19 protein-coding genes are annotated in these 16,630 nt (G+C 72.7%); 13 read left to right on the forward strand and 6 right to left on the reverse strand.

Features of this window, described 5'->3' with window-relative positions; translation table 11 throughout:
• Positions 1 to 3 precede the first annotated feature (3 nt).
• The gene (locus ACSDG8_RS08190; RefSeq protein WP_210896038.1) at positions 4 to 1,068 is read left to right on the forward strand and encodes a LacI family DNA-binding transcriptional regulator; all 1,065 of its coding nucleotides are present in this window, start codon (positions 4 to 6) and stop codon (positions 1,066 to 1,068) included.
• A gap of 86 nt (positions 1,069 to 1,154) precedes the next feature.
• Here ACSDG8_RS08190 and ACSDG8_RS08195 read toward each other — a convergent pair whose 3' ends face one another.
• Entirely contained in the window at positions 1,155 to 2,483 is a 1,329-nt protein-coding gene (locus ACSDG8_RS08195) for an aminotransferase class III-fold pyridoxal phosphate-dependent enzyme (RefSeq protein ID WP_210896040.1), read from the reverse strand.
• Between the two features lie 143 nt (positions 2,484 to 2,626).
• On the opposite strand from ACSDG8_RS08195, the gene ACSDG8_RS08200 reads away from it, so the two are divergent.
• A complete protein-coding gene (locus ACSDG8_RS08200; protein ID WP_210896042.1) occupies positions 2,627 to 3,163 on the forward strand; it encodes an NUDIX domain-containing protein in 537 nt (178 codons plus the stop codon).
• On the opposite strand, the gene ACSDG8_RS08205 is transcribed toward ACSDG8_RS08200, so the two are convergent.
• On the reverse strand, positions 3,133 to 3,756 hold the full coding sequence (locus ACSDG8_RS08205; RefSeq protein ID WP_247678931.1) for a hypothetical protein: 624 nt from the start codon (positions 3,754 to 3,756) through the stop codon (positions 3,133 to 3,135). The two genes, ACSDG8_RS08200 and ACSDG8_RS08205, sit on opposite strands and share 31 nt — an antisense overlap.
• A gap of 213 nt (positions 3,757 to 3,969) precedes the next feature.
• On the opposite strand from ACSDG8_RS08205, the gene ACSDG8_RS08210 reads away from it, so the two are divergent.
• Both ACSDG8_RS08210 and ACSDG8_RS08215 read left to right on the forward strand, forming a co-directional pair.
• Entirely contained in the window at positions 3,970 to 4,308 is a 339-nt protein-coding gene (locus tag ACSDG8_RS08210) for a hypothetical protein (RefSeq protein WP_210896043.1), read from the forward strand.
• A 92-nt stretch (positions 4,309 to 4,400) separates the two neighbouring features.
• Entirely contained in the window at positions 4,401 to 4,805 is a 405-nt protein-coding gene (locus ACSDG8_RS08215; RefSeq protein ID WP_210896045.1) for a DoxX family protein, read from the forward strand.
• 36 nt (positions 4,806 to 4,841) lie between these two features.
• On the opposite strand, the gene ACSDG8_RS08220 is transcribed toward ACSDG8_RS08215, so the two are convergent.
• The 3 genes from ACSDG8_RS08220 to ACSDG8_RS08230 all read right to left on the reverse strand — a co-directional run bounded on the left by ACSDG8_RS08220 (position 4,842) and on the right by ACSDG8_RS08230 (position 8,118).
• Positions 4,842 to 5,969, reverse strand: a complete 1,128-nt coding sequence (locus tag ACSDG8_RS08220) for a glycoside hydrolase family 53 protein (protein WP_210896047.1) — start codon at positions 5,967 to 5,969, stop codon at positions 4,842 to 4,844.
• 34 nt (positions 5,970 to 6,003) lie between these two features.
• Positions 6,004 to 7,188, reverse strand: a complete 1,185-nt coding sequence (locus ACSDG8_RS08225; RefSeq protein WP_210896049.1) for a cellulose binding domain-containing protein — start codon at positions 7,186 to 7,188, stop codon at positions 6,004 to 6,006.
• A gap of 78 nt (positions 7,189 to 7,266) precedes the next feature.
• Positions 7,267 to 8,118, reverse strand: coding sequence for a helix-turn-helix transcriptional regulator (locus ACSDG8_RS08230; RefSeq protein ID WP_210896051.1), 852 nt, complete (start codon positions 8,116 to 8,118; stop codon positions 7,267 to 7,269).
• A 127-nt stretch (positions 8,119 to 8,245) separates the two neighbouring features.
• Here ACSDG8_RS08230 and ACSDG8_RS08235 point away from each other — a divergent pair, with 127 nt between their 5' ends.
• From ACSDG8_RS08235 to ACSDG8_RS08270, 8 genes are all read left to right on the forward strand, one after another.
• A complete protein-coding gene (locus ACSDG8_RS08235; protein ID WP_210896053.1) occupies positions 8,246 to 9,250 on the forward strand; it encodes an ABC transporter substrate-binding protein in 1,005 nt (334 codons plus the stop codon).
• Positions 9,247 to 10,062 carry a siderophore-interacting protein gene (locus tag ACSDG8_RS08240; RefSeq protein WP_210896055.1) on the forward strand — a complete coding sequence of 272 codons (816 nt, stop codon included), beginning with the start codon at positions 9,247 to 9,249 and terminating at the stop codon, positions 10,060 to 10,062. Before ACSDG8_RS08235 ends, ACSDG8_RS08240 begins: the two co-directional genes overlap by 4 nt.
• Positions 10,052 to 11,041 carry a FecCD family ABC transporter permease gene (locus tag ACSDG8_RS08245; protein WP_247678932.1) on the forward strand — a complete coding sequence of 330 codons (990 nt, stop codon included), beginning with the start codon at positions 10,052 to 10,054 and terminating at the stop codon, positions 11,039 to 11,041. The genes ACSDG8_RS08240 and ACSDG8_RS08245 overlap by 11 nt, the downstream gene beginning before the upstream one ends.
• Positions 11,038 to 12,057: a FecCD family ABC transporter permease gene (locus tag ACSDG8_RS08250; protein WP_307856223.1), complete on the forward strand. Its 1,020-nt coding sequence runs from the start codon at positions 11,038 to 11,040 to the stop codon at positions 12,055 to 12,057. The genes ACSDG8_RS08245 and ACSDG8_RS08250 overlap by 4 nt, the downstream gene beginning before the upstream one ends.
• The gene (locus tag ACSDG8_RS08255; RefSeq protein WP_307856224.1) at positions 12,054 to 12,830 is read left to right on the forward strand and encodes an ABC transporter ATP-binding protein; all 777 of its coding nucleotides are present in this window, start codon (positions 12,054 to 12,056) and stop codon (positions 12,828 to 12,830) included. Before ACSDG8_RS08250 ends, ACSDG8_RS08255 begins: the two co-directional genes overlap by 4 nt.
• Before the next feature lie 130 nt (positions 12,831 to 12,960).
• Positions 12,961 to 13,239 carry an FmdB family zinc ribbon protein gene (locus tag ACSDG8_RS08260; protein ID WP_210896057.1) on the forward strand — a complete coding sequence of 93 codons (279 nt, stop codon included), beginning with the start codon at positions 12,961 to 12,963 and terminating at the stop codon, positions 13,237 to 13,239.
• Positions 13,240 to 13,260: 21 nt separating this feature from the next.
• Positions 13,261 to 14,514: a formamidase gene (gene fmdA, locus ACSDG8_RS08265; RefSeq protein WP_210896059.1), complete on the forward strand. Its 1,254-nt coding sequence runs from the start codon at positions 13,261 to 13,263 to the stop codon at positions 14,512 to 14,514.
• Between the two features lie 98 nt (positions 14,515 to 14,612).
• Positions 14,613 to 14,942, forward strand: coding sequence for a cupin domain-containing protein (locus ACSDG8_RS08270; protein ID WP_030503344.1), 330 nt, complete (start codon positions 14,613 to 14,615; stop codon positions 14,940 to 14,942).
• Positions 14,943 to 14,972: 30 nt separating this feature from the next.
• Here the strand turns inward: ACSDG8_RS08270 and ACSDG8_RS08275 are convergent, their stop codons facing one another.
• A complete protein-coding gene (locus ACSDG8_RS08275) occupies positions 14,973 to 15,809 on the reverse strand; it encodes a helix-turn-helix transcriptional regulator (protein ID WP_210896061.1) in 837 nt (278 codons plus the stop codon).
• Between the two features lie 103 nt (positions 15,810 to 15,912).
• Here ACSDG8_RS08275 and ACSDG8_RS08280 point away from each other — a divergent pair, with 103 nt between their 5' ends.
• Complete coding sequence (locus ACSDG8_RS08280; RefSeq protein WP_210896063.1) at positions 15,913 to 16,620, forward strand: SDR family NAD(P)-dependent oxidoreductase; 708 nt, start codon at positions 15,913 to 15,915, stop codon at positions 16,618 to 16,620.
• Positions 16,621 to 16,630 lie beyond the last annotated feature (10 nt).

Consider the following 16,630-nt stretch of genomic DNA (forward strand, 5'->3'; position numbering starts at 1 on the left):
GCTATGGATCGCCCCGGGGACAACTCGAAGCGGCGGCCGACCATGAGCGACGTGGCCCGGGCGGCCGGCGTCTCGCCGATGACGGTCTCCTATGCCTACTCGCAGCCGGACCGGGTCTCGGCCGAGGCGGCGGCGAAGGTACGGGCGGCCGCGCGACAGCTGTCCTATCCCGGGCCGCACCCCGCCGCCCGCTCGCTCCGGCGCGGGCGGGTGGGTTCGCTCGGCGTCGTGCTGGGCGAGCGGCTGAGCTACGCGTTCGAGGATCCGCAGGCTGCACGGTTCCTCGCCGGGGTCTCCGACGTGTGCGCCGCCGAGGGCGTCGGACTCACCCTGGTGCCGATCACCGGCGCGCCCTCGGACGCCCAGCGCGTCGCCCAGGCGGCGGTGGACGGCTTCGTCGTCTGGACCACGAGCGACGACGATCCGGTCCTGGAGGCGGTGGCCGACACCGGTCTGCCCGCGGTGATCCACGCCGGTCCGTACCGGCCGGGGATACCGGTCATCGGCATCGACGACCGCGCCGCGGCCACCGCGATCGGCGAGGTGGCGTTCACGAGGGCCCGCTGCCCGGTCGTGCTCGGCTTCCCGCTCGACCGCGGCCGCACCCGCCAACTCCTCACCGGGGACGAGGTCGCGGAGGTGCGGTTCCCGGTGACCCGGCGCCGCTGGGAAGGCTTCCGCGACGCCTGGACCGCCGGCGGCCACCCGGCCGCGCGGCTGCGACTGGCCGTGTGCCCGCTCAACCACATCACCGAAGGCGAGAGTTTCGCGCTCGAACTGCTGCGCGGCGCCGAGCCGCCGGACGCCATCGCCGCGATGAGCGACGAACTCGCTCTCGGCGCGCTCCGCGCCGCCGCCCACCTCGGCCTGCGCGTCCCCGACGACGTCGCCATCACCGGCTGGGACGACCGGGACATCGCCGAACCCGCCGGCCTCACCACGCTGGCGCAGTCCCTGCGCGAACAGGGGGCCGACTGCGCGCGTACGGCGCTCGGGCTGCCCACCGCCGGCCAGGCGCGGCACGAGTGGGAGGTGGTGGTCCGCACCACCACCCGCCGTCCCCGCTGATCCGACGCGGACGGCGGTACCCGGCCTCTCCTGGAGCGAGGGCCGGGTACCGCCGTCCCGCCACTGTGGCGCGATCCGCACGGCGATCAGTCGGCGATGCCCACGTGCCGGGCGACACGGCGGACCACCCGCTCGCCGCGCGCGTGGTCGTTGCGTCCGGTTATGAGGTGGTAGCGGAGGAACCGGGCGACGGACTCCGTGGTGAGCGGCGGGCAGGGTCCGAGCGCCGCCGACACCTCCTCGACCGCCGCGTCGATGACGGCCACGATGGTCGGGACGAGATCGACCTGCGCGTACATGAGGTTCACGTCGTCGAAGCAGTACAGCAGCAGGCCGCGCCGGGCGCAGGCCCGGTAGAAGGCGACCGCCCACGCGTCGTCGGAGAAGATCATCAGGCCGTTTCCCGGGCCGGCGCAGAACCGCGCGCCGACACCGCGCGAGGCGAACACCTCGTCCACGTCGTTGGCCAGCGCCGCGCACGCCGCCTCGTACCGCTGACGGGTCGACGGGTCGGCGCTGTACCAGTCCAGCGTGGCGGCCGCCGCGGCGAGCCCGATCTTCTCGGTCTCGAACGTGCCCGAGATGTGGATCTGCTGCTCGGCGCTCATCACGTCGGCCCGCCCCACGAGAGCGGCGACGGGGTAGCCGTTGCCCAGCGCCTTCCCGAAGACGGTGAGATCGGGCTGCACGCCCACCACGGACTGGAAGCCGCGCACCCCGGCCCGGAAGCCGGTCTTCACCTCGTCCAGGATGAACAGCGCGCCGGCTGCCGCGGCCGCCTCGGCGGCCAGGGGCACGAAGTCGTCGTCGAACAGCGCCGGCTCCGGCGTCACCACCACGGCGGCCGGCCTGGTGCGGTCGAGCAGCTCACGCAGGTCGTCCAGGTCGTAGTGGAAGTCGATGACGGGCGCCGGCCCGTCCGGCTCCCGGCCCTCCATGCCGCGCTCGTCGAACCACTCGTGCCAGCCGTGGTACCCGCAGGTGAGGATGGCGCGCCGGCCGGTGGCGGCGCGGGCGATGCGCACCGCCGCGCTCACCCCGTCCGATCCGGTACGGAAGAACTTCACCCGCCCTTGCTGGCCGGTGGCCGCCAGCAGCCGCTCGGCCGTCACCGGGTATTCCGTGGGGGTCAGCGGCGGCATGCTGCCGCTCCGGATCGCCGCGATCACCCGTCCGTCCACGTCCGGCTCGGCGTGGCCGATCAGCACGGCGCCCTTGCCCGCCAGGAGGTCGAGGTACCGGTTGCCGTCGGCGTCCCACGTGTACGGTCCCGCGCTGCGGGTGAAGAAGATCGGGAAGTGGGCAGGGTCGTCGAGCCGGTTCATCTTCTTGACGCCACCGACGACGGACTCCTCCGCCCGCGCCAGCCATGCCCTGCCCTCTACCAGGCGAAAGTCCTCGGTCAGAGTCGTCACGTACGCCACCTCCACGTTTGCCGGACACCATCGACGCACTTGTGTGTATCGATACACAGACCAGTCTGCGTCATCCTCCGCCGGTCCGCCACTCGGCCCGGCAGGCCCGGTCCGGCCACCCCCCGCCGTGCGATCATCCTGCGATGGAGCCCACCAGCAGCCGCGTCGTCTACCGGAACCCCTGGATGCTCCTGCGCGAGGACGAGATCCGGCTCCCGGACGGCACCTCCGGCATCTACGGCGTGGTCGAGAAGCCCGACTTCGCCCTGGTGCTGCCGCGCACCCGCGACGGCTTCTGGATGGTGGAGCAGTTCCGCTACCCCGCCGGCCGCCGGGCATGGGAGTTCCCCCAGGGCAGTTGGAGTTCCGGACCGCAGGGCGGCCAGGCCGACCTCGCGCGCCGCGAACTCGCCGAGGAGACCGGCCTGCGGGCCGCGTCCCTGACCCACCTGGGGCATCTCATGGCCGCGTACGGCTTCTCCACCCAGGGGTTCGACGTGTACCTCGCCACCGGTCTGACCCCTGGTGAACCGGCCCGCGAGGCGACCGAGCAGGACATGGTGCAGGGCGCGTTCACCGACGCCGAGATCGCCGACATGATCCGCCGTGGGGCGATCGTGGACGCGCCCTCCCTGGCGGCGCTGACGCTCTACCGGCTGCGCTCGGCCGACGGCGTCTGACCGCCGGCCCGACGGCCGTCACCGCCCGCCCGGGCGGTCACCCGCAGCGCCCGGACCGCCTCCTCCTGGTAGTACGCCCGCAGTCCCGCGCGGGCGGCCGCCGGAGCCCCGATCCAGCGGGCCAGATTGCGGCCGTCACTGCGGGCCGAGCGTCCCGGGACGAGATTGCCCAGACCGAGCAGCGCCCCGACGAACGCCGCGCTGAACAACGCCAGGCGCGTCGACGCCGTACCCGTGTGCGTCGCCGCGACGGCGAGCGCCGTCGCGGCGCCCAGGTTTGCCACCGGGCCGGCCAGGTAGAACAGCGCCATCCGCAGCGGCAACGCCGGCATCGACGCCGACGGCCGGACCGACACCTCGTTGCGCCATCCGTTGAAGGGCGCGATGTGCACCGCGACGACCGGCAGGCGCAGCAGCTCCGCCGCGGCGAGGTGCCCGCCCTCGTGCAGGGCGAGGTGCAGCCACAACGACAGACAGGTGAGGCCGGCGGCGGCGAGCGCACCGGTCACGGACTCGGTGACAAGCAACGCCAGCACCATCGACTCCACCGCCAGCAGCAGAGACGCGGCGACCAACCGGCGGCGCAGCTTCACCGGGCGATGGTACGGCCTGCCGCGCCGTCCGGCGTGCCGTCGCGGCGCCGCGCCTCGGCCGATCGGCCACCGGCCGGACCCCTCAAATCGGATGCGTGGCCCCGTCCATGATCAGCAGAATGGGGGCGTCCACCGGCGACGGGAGGTGATCGGCATGCCAGAGAGGCGTTAGTCCCGCGCATGGTGCGCGGGCGGCCGGAAGGCGGTCGTCACATGGCCCGTACCGACATCCACCGACCCGAGCGTGTGCAGCAGCGGGATCCGTACCTGCGCCGCTGGTTCACCGACATCCACAGGCACCACCTGGGCGCCTGCGACCTGGCCGAGTTCCTCGCCTCGCCCGAGTGGAACCGCACCCGCTGCTACCGCGAGGTGTCGGCGCAGGCTCCCAACCTCTGCGGCTGCCGGCTCTGCACCTTCCAGGCGTACCGCAGGCTCGGCCGCCGCCAGGAACGCGTCGCCTGGCGTTCCGTCCGCCGGCGACTGCTCGCCGAGCACCGGGGCGGCGAGCGCGATCTCGACGTGCCCCCCATTCGCGGCAAGGCCTGGTAGCCGTGCGCGGATCGCCGATGAGTTCGCGCGCCCTGTCCGGTCAGAACTGGTGCATTGCGAGTGCACAACTGATCGTCAGGAGGACGAGAGCCATGAGCGTTGTCGACACCACTCCCCAGCCCGTCGCCCGTGGACTGCACCGCACGTTGTGGGTGCTCCAGGGCTTCCTCGGCGTCTTCTTCATCGTCGCCTCGGCCGGCCCCAAGCTGTTCGGCGAGACGAACGCTGTCCAGTCCTTCGAGGACATGGGCGCCACGCCCTGGTTCCGCTACTTCGTCGGCCTGGTGGAGCTGGCCGGTGGCATCGGGCTGCTGGTGCCGCGGCTCGCCGGCCTGGCCGCCGTCGGGCTGGCACTGCTCATGGTGGGCGCCGCCGTCACGCAGGCGTTCATCCTGGACGGCGGCGCGCTGGTCCTCACCCCGGTGGTGCTGTTCTTCCTGTTCGTGTTCATCGCCTGGGGCCGCCGCGACTCGATAGGCCGGCTCCTCAGGCGATGAACGTGCGGGTCCACCCGGGGTGCGTCCGGCGGCCGGTCACGGCGTCCAGCGCACCCCCGGGTTCACCCGCCCGAACCAGTCGAAGAGAGCCATGTTGTCCCACCCGTTCCCGGTGCCGTTGATGTTCGCCGGGTCCCAGCCGTTGCCGCTGACGGCGTACCAGGTGGGTTCCCAGTAGAAGACCCCGATCGCGCCGGCGTTGCGGGCGGTGTTCTGGACCCAGTCGAACTGCTGGGCCTGCCCGGCCCACGTCGCGCTGATGCCGTCGCAGGTGGCGTCGCCGATGACGTTCGGCTGGCCGTCCGCGTCGTCCCGGGTGAAGGGGTACGCGGTCTCCACGATCACCACCGGCTTCCCGTAGCGGTTCCGCAGGTCGACGATGTTGTTGTAGAGGTTCGCCAGGCTGCCGTGCCACATGCAGTAGTACGACAGGGCGGTGATGTCCCACTGCACGCCCTGGGCGCGGATGCCGTCGTAGAACCACCGGGCGTTGGCGTTGCTGTCCGCGTTCGCCGTGTGGATCATGACCGGGATGCCGGAGCCGCAGGTCTTGACCGCGCTGTAGCCCGCCTTCAACAGCCCGGCCAGCGGAGCGAAGTCGTTGTTGACGATCTTCCCCTCGTTCCACAGCATCCCGACGTTGATCTCGTTGCCGATCTGCACGCTGTCCGGCAGCGTGCCCTGCCCGCGCAGGGCGGCGCAGACGTCGTACGTGAAGGCGTACACGTCGTTGCGCAACTGGCTCAGGCTGTGACCGGCCCAGGCGGCCGGCTTGTACTGCTTGCCGGGGTCGGCCCAGGTGTCGGAGTAGTGGAAGTCGATGAGCACCTTGAGGCCCTTGGCCTTGGCCGCGCTCGCCTGGGCCAGCACCTTGGTCTTGTTGTTGTAGCCGCTGGCCGGGTTGTTCCAGACGCGCAGCCGGACGTAGTTGACGCCGGCGGACCGGAGGATGTCCAGCGGGTCCCGGGCGACGCCGGCGGCGTCGTAGTACTTCGCCCCCAGGTCCAGGCTGCGCTGCAACGACGACACGTCCGCGCCCCGCATGCTGAGCGTGTTCGCGGCGGAGACCGGTGCCGGCGTACCCCCGATCGTGGTGGTGACGGCGAGGACGACGGCCGTGACGGCCCCGGCCAGGGTCCGGCGGCGGCGGTGGGGTGTGCTCACGGGACTCCCTCTCGGGTTCGGTTTCGGGCCGCGCTCAGCCCACTGTGCAGGGGGCGCCGTTGAGCGAGAACGCGGTCGGCGGCGCGTCGCCGGCGCCCCAGCGCCCCTGGAAGCCGAAGGTCGCGGACCCGTTCGGCGCGATGACGCGGTTCCAGTCGACGTTGCGGGCGGTCACCGTGGCACCGGTCTGCCCGACCGTGGCGTTCCACGCGTTGGTGATCTGCTGGTCGCCGGGGAAGCCGAACGTGACGATCCAGCCGTCGACCGCCGCCGTCCCGGTGTTCTGCACCGTCACAGTGGCCACGAAGCCGCCGGCCCACTCGGACTGGTTGCGGTAGGTCACCCGGCAGGTCGAGGGCGGCGGGGGCGGCGGAGTGGTCGTCGTGGGCACGGTGACCGTGTTGGAGGCGATCGACACGTTGCCGACGGCGTCCCGGGCCCGCACGTAGTACAGGGTGCGCAGCGGCGTCGGCGCGGGCAGCGCCGCCGTGTACGTGGTGCCCGGCACGGTGGCGACGAGCGTCGAGGTGTACCAGCCGTCGAACCGGTAGACGTTGTACCCGAGCACGCCGACGTTGTCCGTCGACGGCGCCCAGGACAGCGTGGCGGTCGAGGCGGTCACCTCGCCGACCGTGAGGTTCTGCGGCGCGCTCGGCGCAACGGTGTCCGGGCCGGTGTCCGTCACCGGGGTGACCACCGTCAGCGCGTCGGTGGAGGGCGAACGGCGGCCGTCGCCGTCGCGGGCGGACACCCGGAACGAGTACTGCCGGCCGGGCTGGATGTAGCCGGTGATCGTGGCGGTGGTGACGTCGCCGAGGCTGAGGCCGTACACCACGTCGTCGAACGCCTGGTAGTAGGTGATGTCGTACCCGACGACGGGGCAGCAGCCGCGCGTGGCGGCCGTCCACGTGAGGGTGACCGACGTGCTCCGCACCTGGGTGACGGTCAGGTTCGTGGGCGCGCTCGGCGGGAACGGCGTGGTGCTGGGCGGGTCGGGCGTCCTGGGCGTCGAGGTCGGCGGCGAGACGGTCCCGGTCGGGTCCGCGACGGGCGCTGCGGCGCCGCCGGGCGCCGGCGCGACAGCGGGGTACGCGGTGCCGGCGCCCGCCGGCGGCGCGGCGGTCAGGGCGGTGCCGAGCACCGCCGTGGACAGCACGACGGCCGCCAGCAGACCCGGCCGCAGACGGCGGAGAAGTGAGGACGAGGAGACGGCAGCCATACGTCGACGATGCCGCCAACGCATCGATGATCGCCAACGTGTCCCACACCTCGGTCGGCACGGCGGCGACCGATCTGATCAGGGGACGGATGGACGCCGCGAGGTTCGCGCCGCGCGCGGCGCGGGGATGTCGACGGCACGCCTCATCGTGGCGGCGTGGCCCGGCGTGTACCCGTACTCCCGGGCGAAGGCCGAGATGAAGGCGGACGAGCTGGCGTACCCGATACGGCGGGCGACCTCACCGACGGGGCGGGTCTCCAGCAACGCCAGCGATGCGCGCAGGCGCAGCTTCGTGCGCCAACGCGAGTACGACATGCCGAACTCGCGGTCGAAGTCGCGTTGCAGCGTCTTCACGCTGACGTGCAGGCGGTCGGCCCACTCGGCGAGCCCGGTGCTGTCGCCCGGGTCGCGGGCCAGGGCCGTGGCCACCGCGACCGCGACGCCGGTACCGGCGGCCTGCCGGTCGTCGCCCCCGTCAGTCCGGGGGGCGAGCCCGGCCATGATGCGGCTGCGGGCGTCGGGCGCGTCGCGTTCGTCGTACCCGGCCGCGGCGAGTGAGAGGACGAGCCGCGCGGCCTCGGCGTCGATGGCCGCGACACCGGCCCGCAGTCCGTCGAGGGCGGTGGGGACCTCGCGCAGGCAGACCCGGTAGACCGTCTGCCGGTCCGCCGCGTGCACCTCGTGGGTCACGCCCCGGTGCACCCAGAACACCTCGTCCGGCCCGAGGAAGGTGGTGTGCCGACCGTGGCGGGCCGAGAGCAGGCCATCGGGTGACCAGTAGAGCTGATGCAGGAAGTCCTCCCGGTTTTCGGCGAACGCCAGCCGGGCCACCGACCGGTAGCGCAGGACGAGGATGCCGTCGGGACGGCCGAGGCCGTAGCCGAACTCGTCGCAGCTGACCGGATCCGCCGTGATCGGGCCCGTGACCATCGCGCTCTGACCTCTCCCCGACATCGGTTGACCTCTCGGCGACATTTCGCCTGCGGCAGTAAGGCTAGCCTAAGCTGTGCAGCCCAGCGGGGTTGCACCCGGCAGTAGACCCCTAAGGAAATGGCACATGTCCGTTCGACAGCACTGGCGCGCGATCGCCGCGGCCGCGGTGACGCTCGCCGTGGTCACCGGTTGCGGATCCGACGGCGGAGAGCCCGCCGCCAAGTCCGGCGACGCCGCAGCGACCCGCGTCTTCGCCGCCGACAACGGTGAGATCACGATTCCGGCCGACCCCAAGCGCGTCGTCGCCACCGGCTACGCGGTGCCGGTCCTGATCGAGGCGGACGCCGCCCTGGTGGGCATCTCGAGCTGGAAGCGCGGCCTGGCGCTGATGACCGAGGAGGACAGGGCCACCTACGAACGGCTGCCGAAGGTCGCCGGCGAGGCCGCTGCCGAGACCAACTACGAGGCCGTCGCCGCCGCGAAGCCGGACCTCATCGTGATCGGGGTGCCGAAGCCGGCCCTCGGCAGCATCGACATGAAGCGGCTGGAGAGCATCGCGCCGGTCGTCGCGATCGGCCCCACCACGCCCGCCGCGTGGCGCGAGCTGTCGCGCCGGCAGTCCGACGCCGCCGGTCGCGGCGCGAACTTCCAGGCGGCCAAGGAGGCGTACGACAAGAAGGCGGCGCAGCTGAAGGACAAGTACGGCGCCGCCCTCGCGGGCCTGAAGTTCGGGCACGTGGGCAGCTACGGCGAGATCGCCAAGGGCACCTTCCACCGCGAGTTCGCCGGCTCGTGGGGCACCAACATCGCACAGGACGCGGGCGTGACCTACTACGGCGAGGTCAAGGAGAAGGGCGGCGGCGGGCTCGACGTCACCGAGTACCCGGCGATCGAGGAACTGCCGACCAGCCTCGGCGAGGCCGACGCCATCACGTACACGCTCCAGCCCGACGGCACCCCCGCCGAGGCGGTGCAGCAGGTGCTCGATTCCGCGCTGTGGAAGAACCTGCCGGCGGTCAAGGCCGGCCGGGTGTTCGGGTTGCAGTACACCGAGGCGGCGACGTACGAGTCGGCTCTGCGGACGCTGGACTCCCTCGACAAGGCACTCGCGCCGCTGCTGACCCGATGATGGTCGATCGCCACGACCCGGCGGGCCGAGTCGCCGCACACCACCGCGCAGGCACCGGCACGGCCCGGATCGGCTACCCGATCGGGGTACGCCGGGTGCGGGTCGTCGCCCGGCGGCGGCTGACCCCGCGCATGCTGCGGCTGACCCTCGGCGGCCCCGCTCTGGCCGACTTCCACACCTACCAGGCGGACGACCACATCAAGGTCGTCTTCCCGGACCCGGACGGCACCCGGCGCGACCCCGTCCCGGACGGACAGGGCATGCTCGACTGGCCTCGTCCACTGCCGACCAGTCGCAAGTACACAGTGCGCCGCTACGATCCCGCCACCTGCGAGATCGACCTGGACTTCGTACTGCACGACGGCGGTGTCGCCTCGACGTGGGCCGACGCGGCGGCGGTGGGCGACGAGGTGACGATCGCGGGTCCGCCCGGGGCGAAGGCGTTCCCGCACCACTACGACCACTACGTCTTCGCCGTCGACGCCACCGCCCTGCCGGCCGTGGCACGGTGGCTGGAGGAGTCCCCGGCCGGCGTGTCGGCGCACGTGGTCGCCGAGGTCGACGACGACGCCGAGCGGGACTACCCGCTGGCCGTGCGCGACGGGGTGGCGGTGACGTGGCTGGTGCGCCCGGCCACCGGGTCCACGCTCGCGCAGCAGGTGGCGTCGCTGCGCCTGCCGGCCGGGCGGGGGTTCCTCTTCGCGGCCGGCGAGGCCGGCGACATCAGGCCGCTGCGCGCCTGGAGCACGGGCCGCCTCGACTCGCTGATCACCGGATACTGGAAGCGCGGAGTCGCCGGGCTTGAAGACTGATCTGACCCGGCGGGTGCTGTTCCTGCTCGTGTCCGCCGCGCTGCTCGTCGTCGCGGCGGGCGCGAGCATGGCCGTGGGCGCGCGGGCCGTCGCGCCGGTCGAGGTGTGGCGGGCGCTCACCGACTTCGCGGCCACGACAGACCATCTCGTCGTACGTGACATCCGGCTGCCCCGGACGATCCTCGGCGTCTGTGTCGGCGCCGCCCTCGGCGCGGCCGGGGTGCTGATCCAGACGCTGACCCGCAACCCGCTGGCCGAGCCCGGCATCCTCGGCGTGACCGCCGGGGCCGGCTTCGCGATCAACCTGGGCGTGCTGGTGGGCGTCGCCGGGTCGCAAGCCGGCCAACTCGTGCTGGCGGTGGCCGGCGCCGCGCTCGCCGCGGTCGCCGTCTACGCGGTCGGACGGACCTCGCCGCTGCGGCTGGTCCTCGCCGGCGTCGCGCTGAGCTGGGTGCTGATGGGCGTCTCGCTCGGCCTGCGGCTGGGCTTTCCCGACGTGTTCGACAGGTACCGTTTCTGGTCGGTCGGGGCGCTGGCCGGCGCCGAGCGGACGCCGCTGGTGCTGCCGGTGCTGGTGACGGTGGCCGCCCTGGCTGCTGCGGCGGCCGCGACCCGGCCGTTGAACGCGCTCGCCCTGGGCGAGGACGTCGCCCACGCGCTGGGCGCCCACGTGACCCGGACGCGGATCACGGTCCTGGTGCTCGTCACGGTGCTGACCGGCGTCGCCACGGCGGTGGCCGGCCCGATCGCGTTCGTCGGGCTGATGGTTCCGCACCTGGCGCGGCGGCTCGCAGTCGACTCGATCCCGTGGATCATGGCGTACTCGATGCTGCTCGGGCCGATCCTGCTGCTCCTCGCGGACGTCGGCTCGCGGATCCTGCTGCCCACGGGCGAGGTCCCGGTCTCGATCGTCACGGCGTTCCTGGGCGCTCCGGTGCTGATCTGGGCCGTCCGCCGCTACGGGGCGGCGGCGCTGTGAGCACGGTGACGCTGCGGGCGGGACGGTTCACGGCCGAGATCGAACGGCGCACGGCCGTTGCGTCGGCCGGGCTCGTCACCGCTGCGGCGGCCCTCGCCCTGCTGGCCCTGAGCCACGGGCCGGAATGGGCGACACCGGCCGAGGTGTTCGACGCCCTATTCCGGGGCGGCGACGCGGGCTTCGTGATCCGCGAGTGGCGGCTCCCCCGGGTGGCAGCTGCGCTGATCTTCGGCGCCTCGCTCGGACTGGCCGGAGCGGTCTTCCAGAACCTGACCCGCAACGCGCTCGGCAGCCCCGACGTGATCGGCCTCGACGCGGGCGCGTACACCGGGGCGCTGGTGGCGATCACCCTGCTCAACGGCACCGCCGGGCAGCTCGCAGCCGGGTCGGTGACCGGCGGGCTGCTCGCCGCCGCGCTCATCTACCTGCTGTCGCTGGACTCGGGGCTCAGCGGCGTCCGCCTGGTCGTCATCGGCATCGCCGTCAACGCGATGCTGACCGCGCTCAACTCGTGGATCGTGCTGCGGGCCGAGATCGACGTGGCGCTCGCCGCGACCGGGTGGAACGCCGGCTCGCTCAACGGCGTCGACTGGGCCGAGGTGCGGCTCCCGTTCGCCGTCATCGGTCTGTTCGTCCTGCTGCTCGTCGTCGTCTCGCACGCCATGCACCAGGCGGCGCTGGGCGACGAGATCGCGCGCGCCACCGGCGTACGCCTGGGCCGGCTCCGCCTGCTGCTGGTCCTGGCCGGCGTGGGCTGCACCGCGACGGTGACCGCGGTGGCCGGGCCGGTCGTGTTCATCGCGCTCGCCGCGCCCCAGATCGGCCGACGGCTCGCACGCGCCGCGGGCGTACCCCTGGTGCCGGCGGCGCTGACCGGCGCGGTTCTGCTGCTCGCCGCCGATCTCGTCGCGCAGCTGCTGCTCGCGCCGGTCGCGCTGCCGGTCGGCGTGGTCACCACGGCGATCGGCGGTTGCTATCTCATCTGGCTGCTCGGCATGGAGGTGAAACGACGGTGACCAGCCGCCTGATCGCGGAGGACGTCACGCTCGGCTACGGCGAGCGGGTGGTCTCGACGCGGGTGAGTCTGGCCGTGCCGGACGGTAGGTTCACGGCGATCGTCGGCCCCAACGCCTGCGGGAAGTCGACGCTGCTGAAGGCGTTCGTCCGGCTGCTCACACCGGCGTCGGGCGCGGTACGCCTCGACGGCCGGGGCGTCGCCGAGCACCGGCCGAAGCCGTTCGCCCGCCAGGTCGGCTTTCTGCCGCAGGGCCTCGTCGCGCCGGAGAACATCACCGTGCGACGGCTCGTCTCCCGGGGCCGCTACCCGCATCAGTCCCTGCTCGGGGCCGGCACCGCCGCCGACGAGGAGGCCGTCCGGTCGGCCATGGCGGTAGCAGGCGTCACCGACCTGGCCGAGCGGCCCGTGGAGGAACTCTCCGGCGGGCAGCGGCAACGGGTCTGGATCGCCATGGTGCTGGCGCAGCAGACGCCGTACCTGCTGCTCGACGAGCCCACCACCTTTCTCGACATCACGCACCAGTACGAGCTGCTGGCGCTCTTCGCCAAGCTGCGCGACGAGGGACGCACCGTCGTCGCGGTGCTGCACGACATCAACCAGGCGTGCCGGTTCGCCGATCACATCGTGGCGATGAAGGCCGGCCGCATCGTCGCGCAAGGGCCACCGGCGGAGGTGGTGGACGCCGGCCTCATGCGGGAGGTCTTCGGTCTGCCCAGCATGGTGATGCCGAACCCGGTCACCGGTACGCCGATGGTGGTGCCGACGGTGTAGCGAGGGCGCGAGATCCGCCTGATTCGTCGTTTTGCGCCGCCTATCTGAGCAATCAGCCACAATCGGAACGACAGGGTGAGCCGCAGCGGAACGGCCACCGCACGCGCGAGAGGCTGGACGGGAAGCGGCGATGGCCACGTTCGAGTACCGCTGCCCGCAGGACGGCAGCTTCGACGTCGTGATGCCGGTCGGCACCGCGGGCCCGTCGGCGAGCTGCCCCCGGTGCGGGTTCCCGGCGACCCGGGTGTTCTCCGCGCCACGACTGGCCCGCATGCCGGCGGCGCTGCGCGAGGCCATGGACCGGACCGAGCGCAGCGCGGAACAGCCGGAGGTGGTCGGGCGGGTGCCCGGCGGTCGCCCGGCGCGCCGCTCGACGAACCCGGCCCACGCCCGCCTACCCCGATGGTGACCACGAGAAGGGCTCAACGCCGTGCCTGAACTACTGTTCCCCCTCGATTCCACAAAGAGGTTCACCGACCAGGAGAAGGTCGGGCACAACCGCTGGCATCCCGACATCCCGCCCGTGGCGACGGTACGGCCCGGACAGTCGTTCCGTGTCCACTGCCGCGAGTGGTTCGACGGCGCGATCCACAACGACGACTCCGCCGAGGACATCCGGGACGCTCCGCTGACCCGGGTCCACGCCCTCAGCGGCCCGTTCGCCGTCGAGGGCGCCGAGCCGGGCGACCTGCTCATGGTCGACATCCTCGACATGGGCCCCATCCCCCAGGAGTCCGGTCCGCTGGCCGGCCAGGGCTGGGGTTACACGGGCATCTTCCCCACCGGCAACGGCGGCGGCTTCCTGACCGAGCAGTTCCCCGACGCGTACAAGGCGGTCTGGGACTTCACCGGCCGCAAGGCCACCTCCCGGCACATCCCCGGGGTCTCGTTCACCGGGATCGCCCACCCGGGGCTGATGGGCACCGCCCCGTCCGCGTCGCTGCTCGCGACCTGGAACCAGCGGGAGGGGGCGCTGATCGCCACCGCGCCCGACCGGGTGCCGCCCCTGGCCCTGCCCCCCGAGCCGCAGGACGCGATCCTCGGCAGCCTCAGCGGCGCCGACTTCGACCGGGTGGCTGCGGAGGCGGCGCGGACCGCTCCGCCCCGGGAGAACGGCGGGAACCAGGACATCAAGAACTTCACCGTCGGCAGCCGGGTCTTCTACCCGGTGTTCGTGCCGGGAGCCAACCTGTCCCTCGGCGACCTGCACTTCTCCCAGGGCGACGGAGAGATCACCTTCTGCGGCGCCATCGAGATGGGCGGCTTCGTCGACCTGCACGTCGACCTGATCAAGAACGGCATGCAGACGTACGGCGTCGCCGAGAACACGCTCTTCATGCCGGGTGACACCCCGCCGCAGTACTCCCAGTGGCTGGCCTTCTCCGGGCTCTCGGTCACCCTCGACGGCGAACAGCGGTACCTCGACTCGCAGCTCGCCTACCAGCGCGCCTGCCTGCACGCCATCGACTACCTGACCCGCTTCGGCTACCAGCCGGAACAGGCGTACCTGCTGCTCGGCGCCGCACCCATCGAGGGCCGGCTCTCCGGCGTGGTGGACATCCCCAACTCCTGCGCGACCGTCTACCTGCCCACCGAGATCTTCGACTTCGACATCCGGCCCTCGGCCGCCGGTCCGACCCGGATCGACCCGGGCAAGGGCGCTCCGAAGGCCACCATGTCGTGAGCAGGTGACCCTGTAGGCCGGTGGTTCGGCGACGGGCGATCACGCTACGGTTCGCGGAGGAGCATCCTGCCCGGCGCGACGAGGAGAGGGGACACCCCGTGCAGAAGTCATCCCTGACCGCACTGGCCCGCGAACAGCTGAAGCTGGCGCACGCCTCCTCCAACGGCCGCAGCAGCTCCACCGTCTACGGCGGCCACGAGCACCGGCTCCGCCAGACGATGATCGCGCTGACCGCCGGCCAGAGCCTCGGCGAGCACGAGAACCCCGGCGAGGCCACCGTCCACGTCCTGCACGGCCGGGTCCGGCTCGGCGCCGGCGAGACGTCCTGGGACGGGTCGCCCGGTGACCTGCTGATCGTGCCGGACCGCCGGCACACGCTGGAAGCGCTCGAAGACTCCGCGGTGCTGCTCACCGTCGCCAAACGCTGACGACAGCGCGGCGTCTCCCGTCGGCGGCGGCTAGCCGGCCAGCGCCTGGGTGCCGAGCACGGTGAGCAGGGCGAGGCGGTCGGCGTCCTCGCTGCCGGGCTCGGCCGTGTAGATCATGATGCGCAGGTCGCTGCCCGCCACGGTGAGCACGTCGCAGTCCAGCGTCAGCGGGCCGACGTGCGGGTGGTCGATGGTCTTGCGGGCGGCCTCGTGGCGGCCGACCGCGCCGGAGTCCCACAGCTCCGCGAACCGGTCGCTGCCGGCGCGCAGCTCCGCGACGAGCCGCCGCAGGCGCTGGTCGGCCGGATAGCAGTCCGCTGCCGCCCGCAGGTCGGCGACCAGCGCCGTCTCGAACGCCCGCAGTGACTGCGGCGTGTGCCGGGCGCGGGTGCCCGGACCCAGGAAGTGCCGCCACACCGCGTTGCGCTGGTGACCGCGCCATCCGGACGGGTCGCCCATCAACGCCGCGTACGGCGCGTTGGCCACGAGCAGCGTCCAGGACGCATCGTAGACGGCGACGGGCGTCGCGGTCAGCCGGTCCAGCATCCGCTGGACGCTCGGGGTCAGATGCGCGGGCACCGTTTCCGCACCCGGCGGCGCCAGTCCGGCCAGCCGGAACAGGTGGTCGCGCTCGGTCGCCGACAGTCGCAGGGCGCGGGCCAGGGCTTCGACGACCTGCGCCGACGGGTGGGACGCGCGGCCCTGTTCCAGGCGGGTGACGTAGTCCACGGAGATCCCGGCCAGCAGGGCCAGCTCCTCCCGACGCAGTCCGGCCGTACGCCGGTGCCCGCCGGCGGGCAACCCGGCGGCGGCGGGCGGGACCCGGTCGCGCCACCGGTGCACCGCCTGCCCGAACTCCGTCGTCATGCCTCCCAGTGTGCTCCGCTGAGCTGCGGTGATGCCTGGTACCGGCAGTCCCAGGAAAACCGGACGGCTGGGTCACCGCGCCGCCGCGCCGCAGCATGGAGCCATGACCACGACATTGATCACCGGAGCGAACAAGGGGCTCGGCTTCGAGACCGCCCGTCGGCTCGTCGCCGCCGGTCACACCGTCTACGTCGGCAGCCAGGACGCCGGACGTGGGCGCCGCGCCGCCGAGCTGCTGGGCGCGCGGGCCGTCCAGCTCGACGTCACCGACGGCGCGTCCGTGGCGGCCGCGGCGCGGGCCGTCGAGGCCGACGGAGGGCTGGACGTCCTGATCAACAACGCGGGCGTCGAGGGCCGGGGCGCCGGCAACCGGGTGATCGGCGCCGCGGAGGTGACCGCCGACATGATGCGGGAGACGTTCGAGACGAACGTCTTCGGCACGGTCCGTGTCACCCACGCGTTCCTGCCGCTGCTGCAGCGCTCGGCCGCCCCGGTCGTCGTCAATGTCAGCAGCGGGCTGGCCTCGCTGACCCGGGTCGGCGACGCGGGCACGCCGACGTACGCGTACCCCGGGGTCGCCTACCCGGCCTCGAAGACCGCGGTCAACATGATCACCGTGCAGTACGCGAAGGCGTTCCCGGCCATGCGGATCAACGCGGTCGAGCCCGGCTTCACCAGGACCGACCTGAACGGGAACACCGGAATCCAGACCGTCGAGCAGGGCGCCGAGATCATCGTCCGGATGGCGCTGGTGGGCCCCGACGGCCCCACCGGAGGCTACTTCGACGCCGAGGGCCCGCTGCCCTGGTAGGCCGCCGGCC

The sequence above is a fragment of the Micromonospora sp. LA-10 genome (assembly GCF_051853095.1).
Classification (GTDB): Bacteria; Actinomycetota; Actinomycetes; order Mycobacteriales; family Micromonosporaceae; genus Micromonospora; species Micromonospora echinospora_A.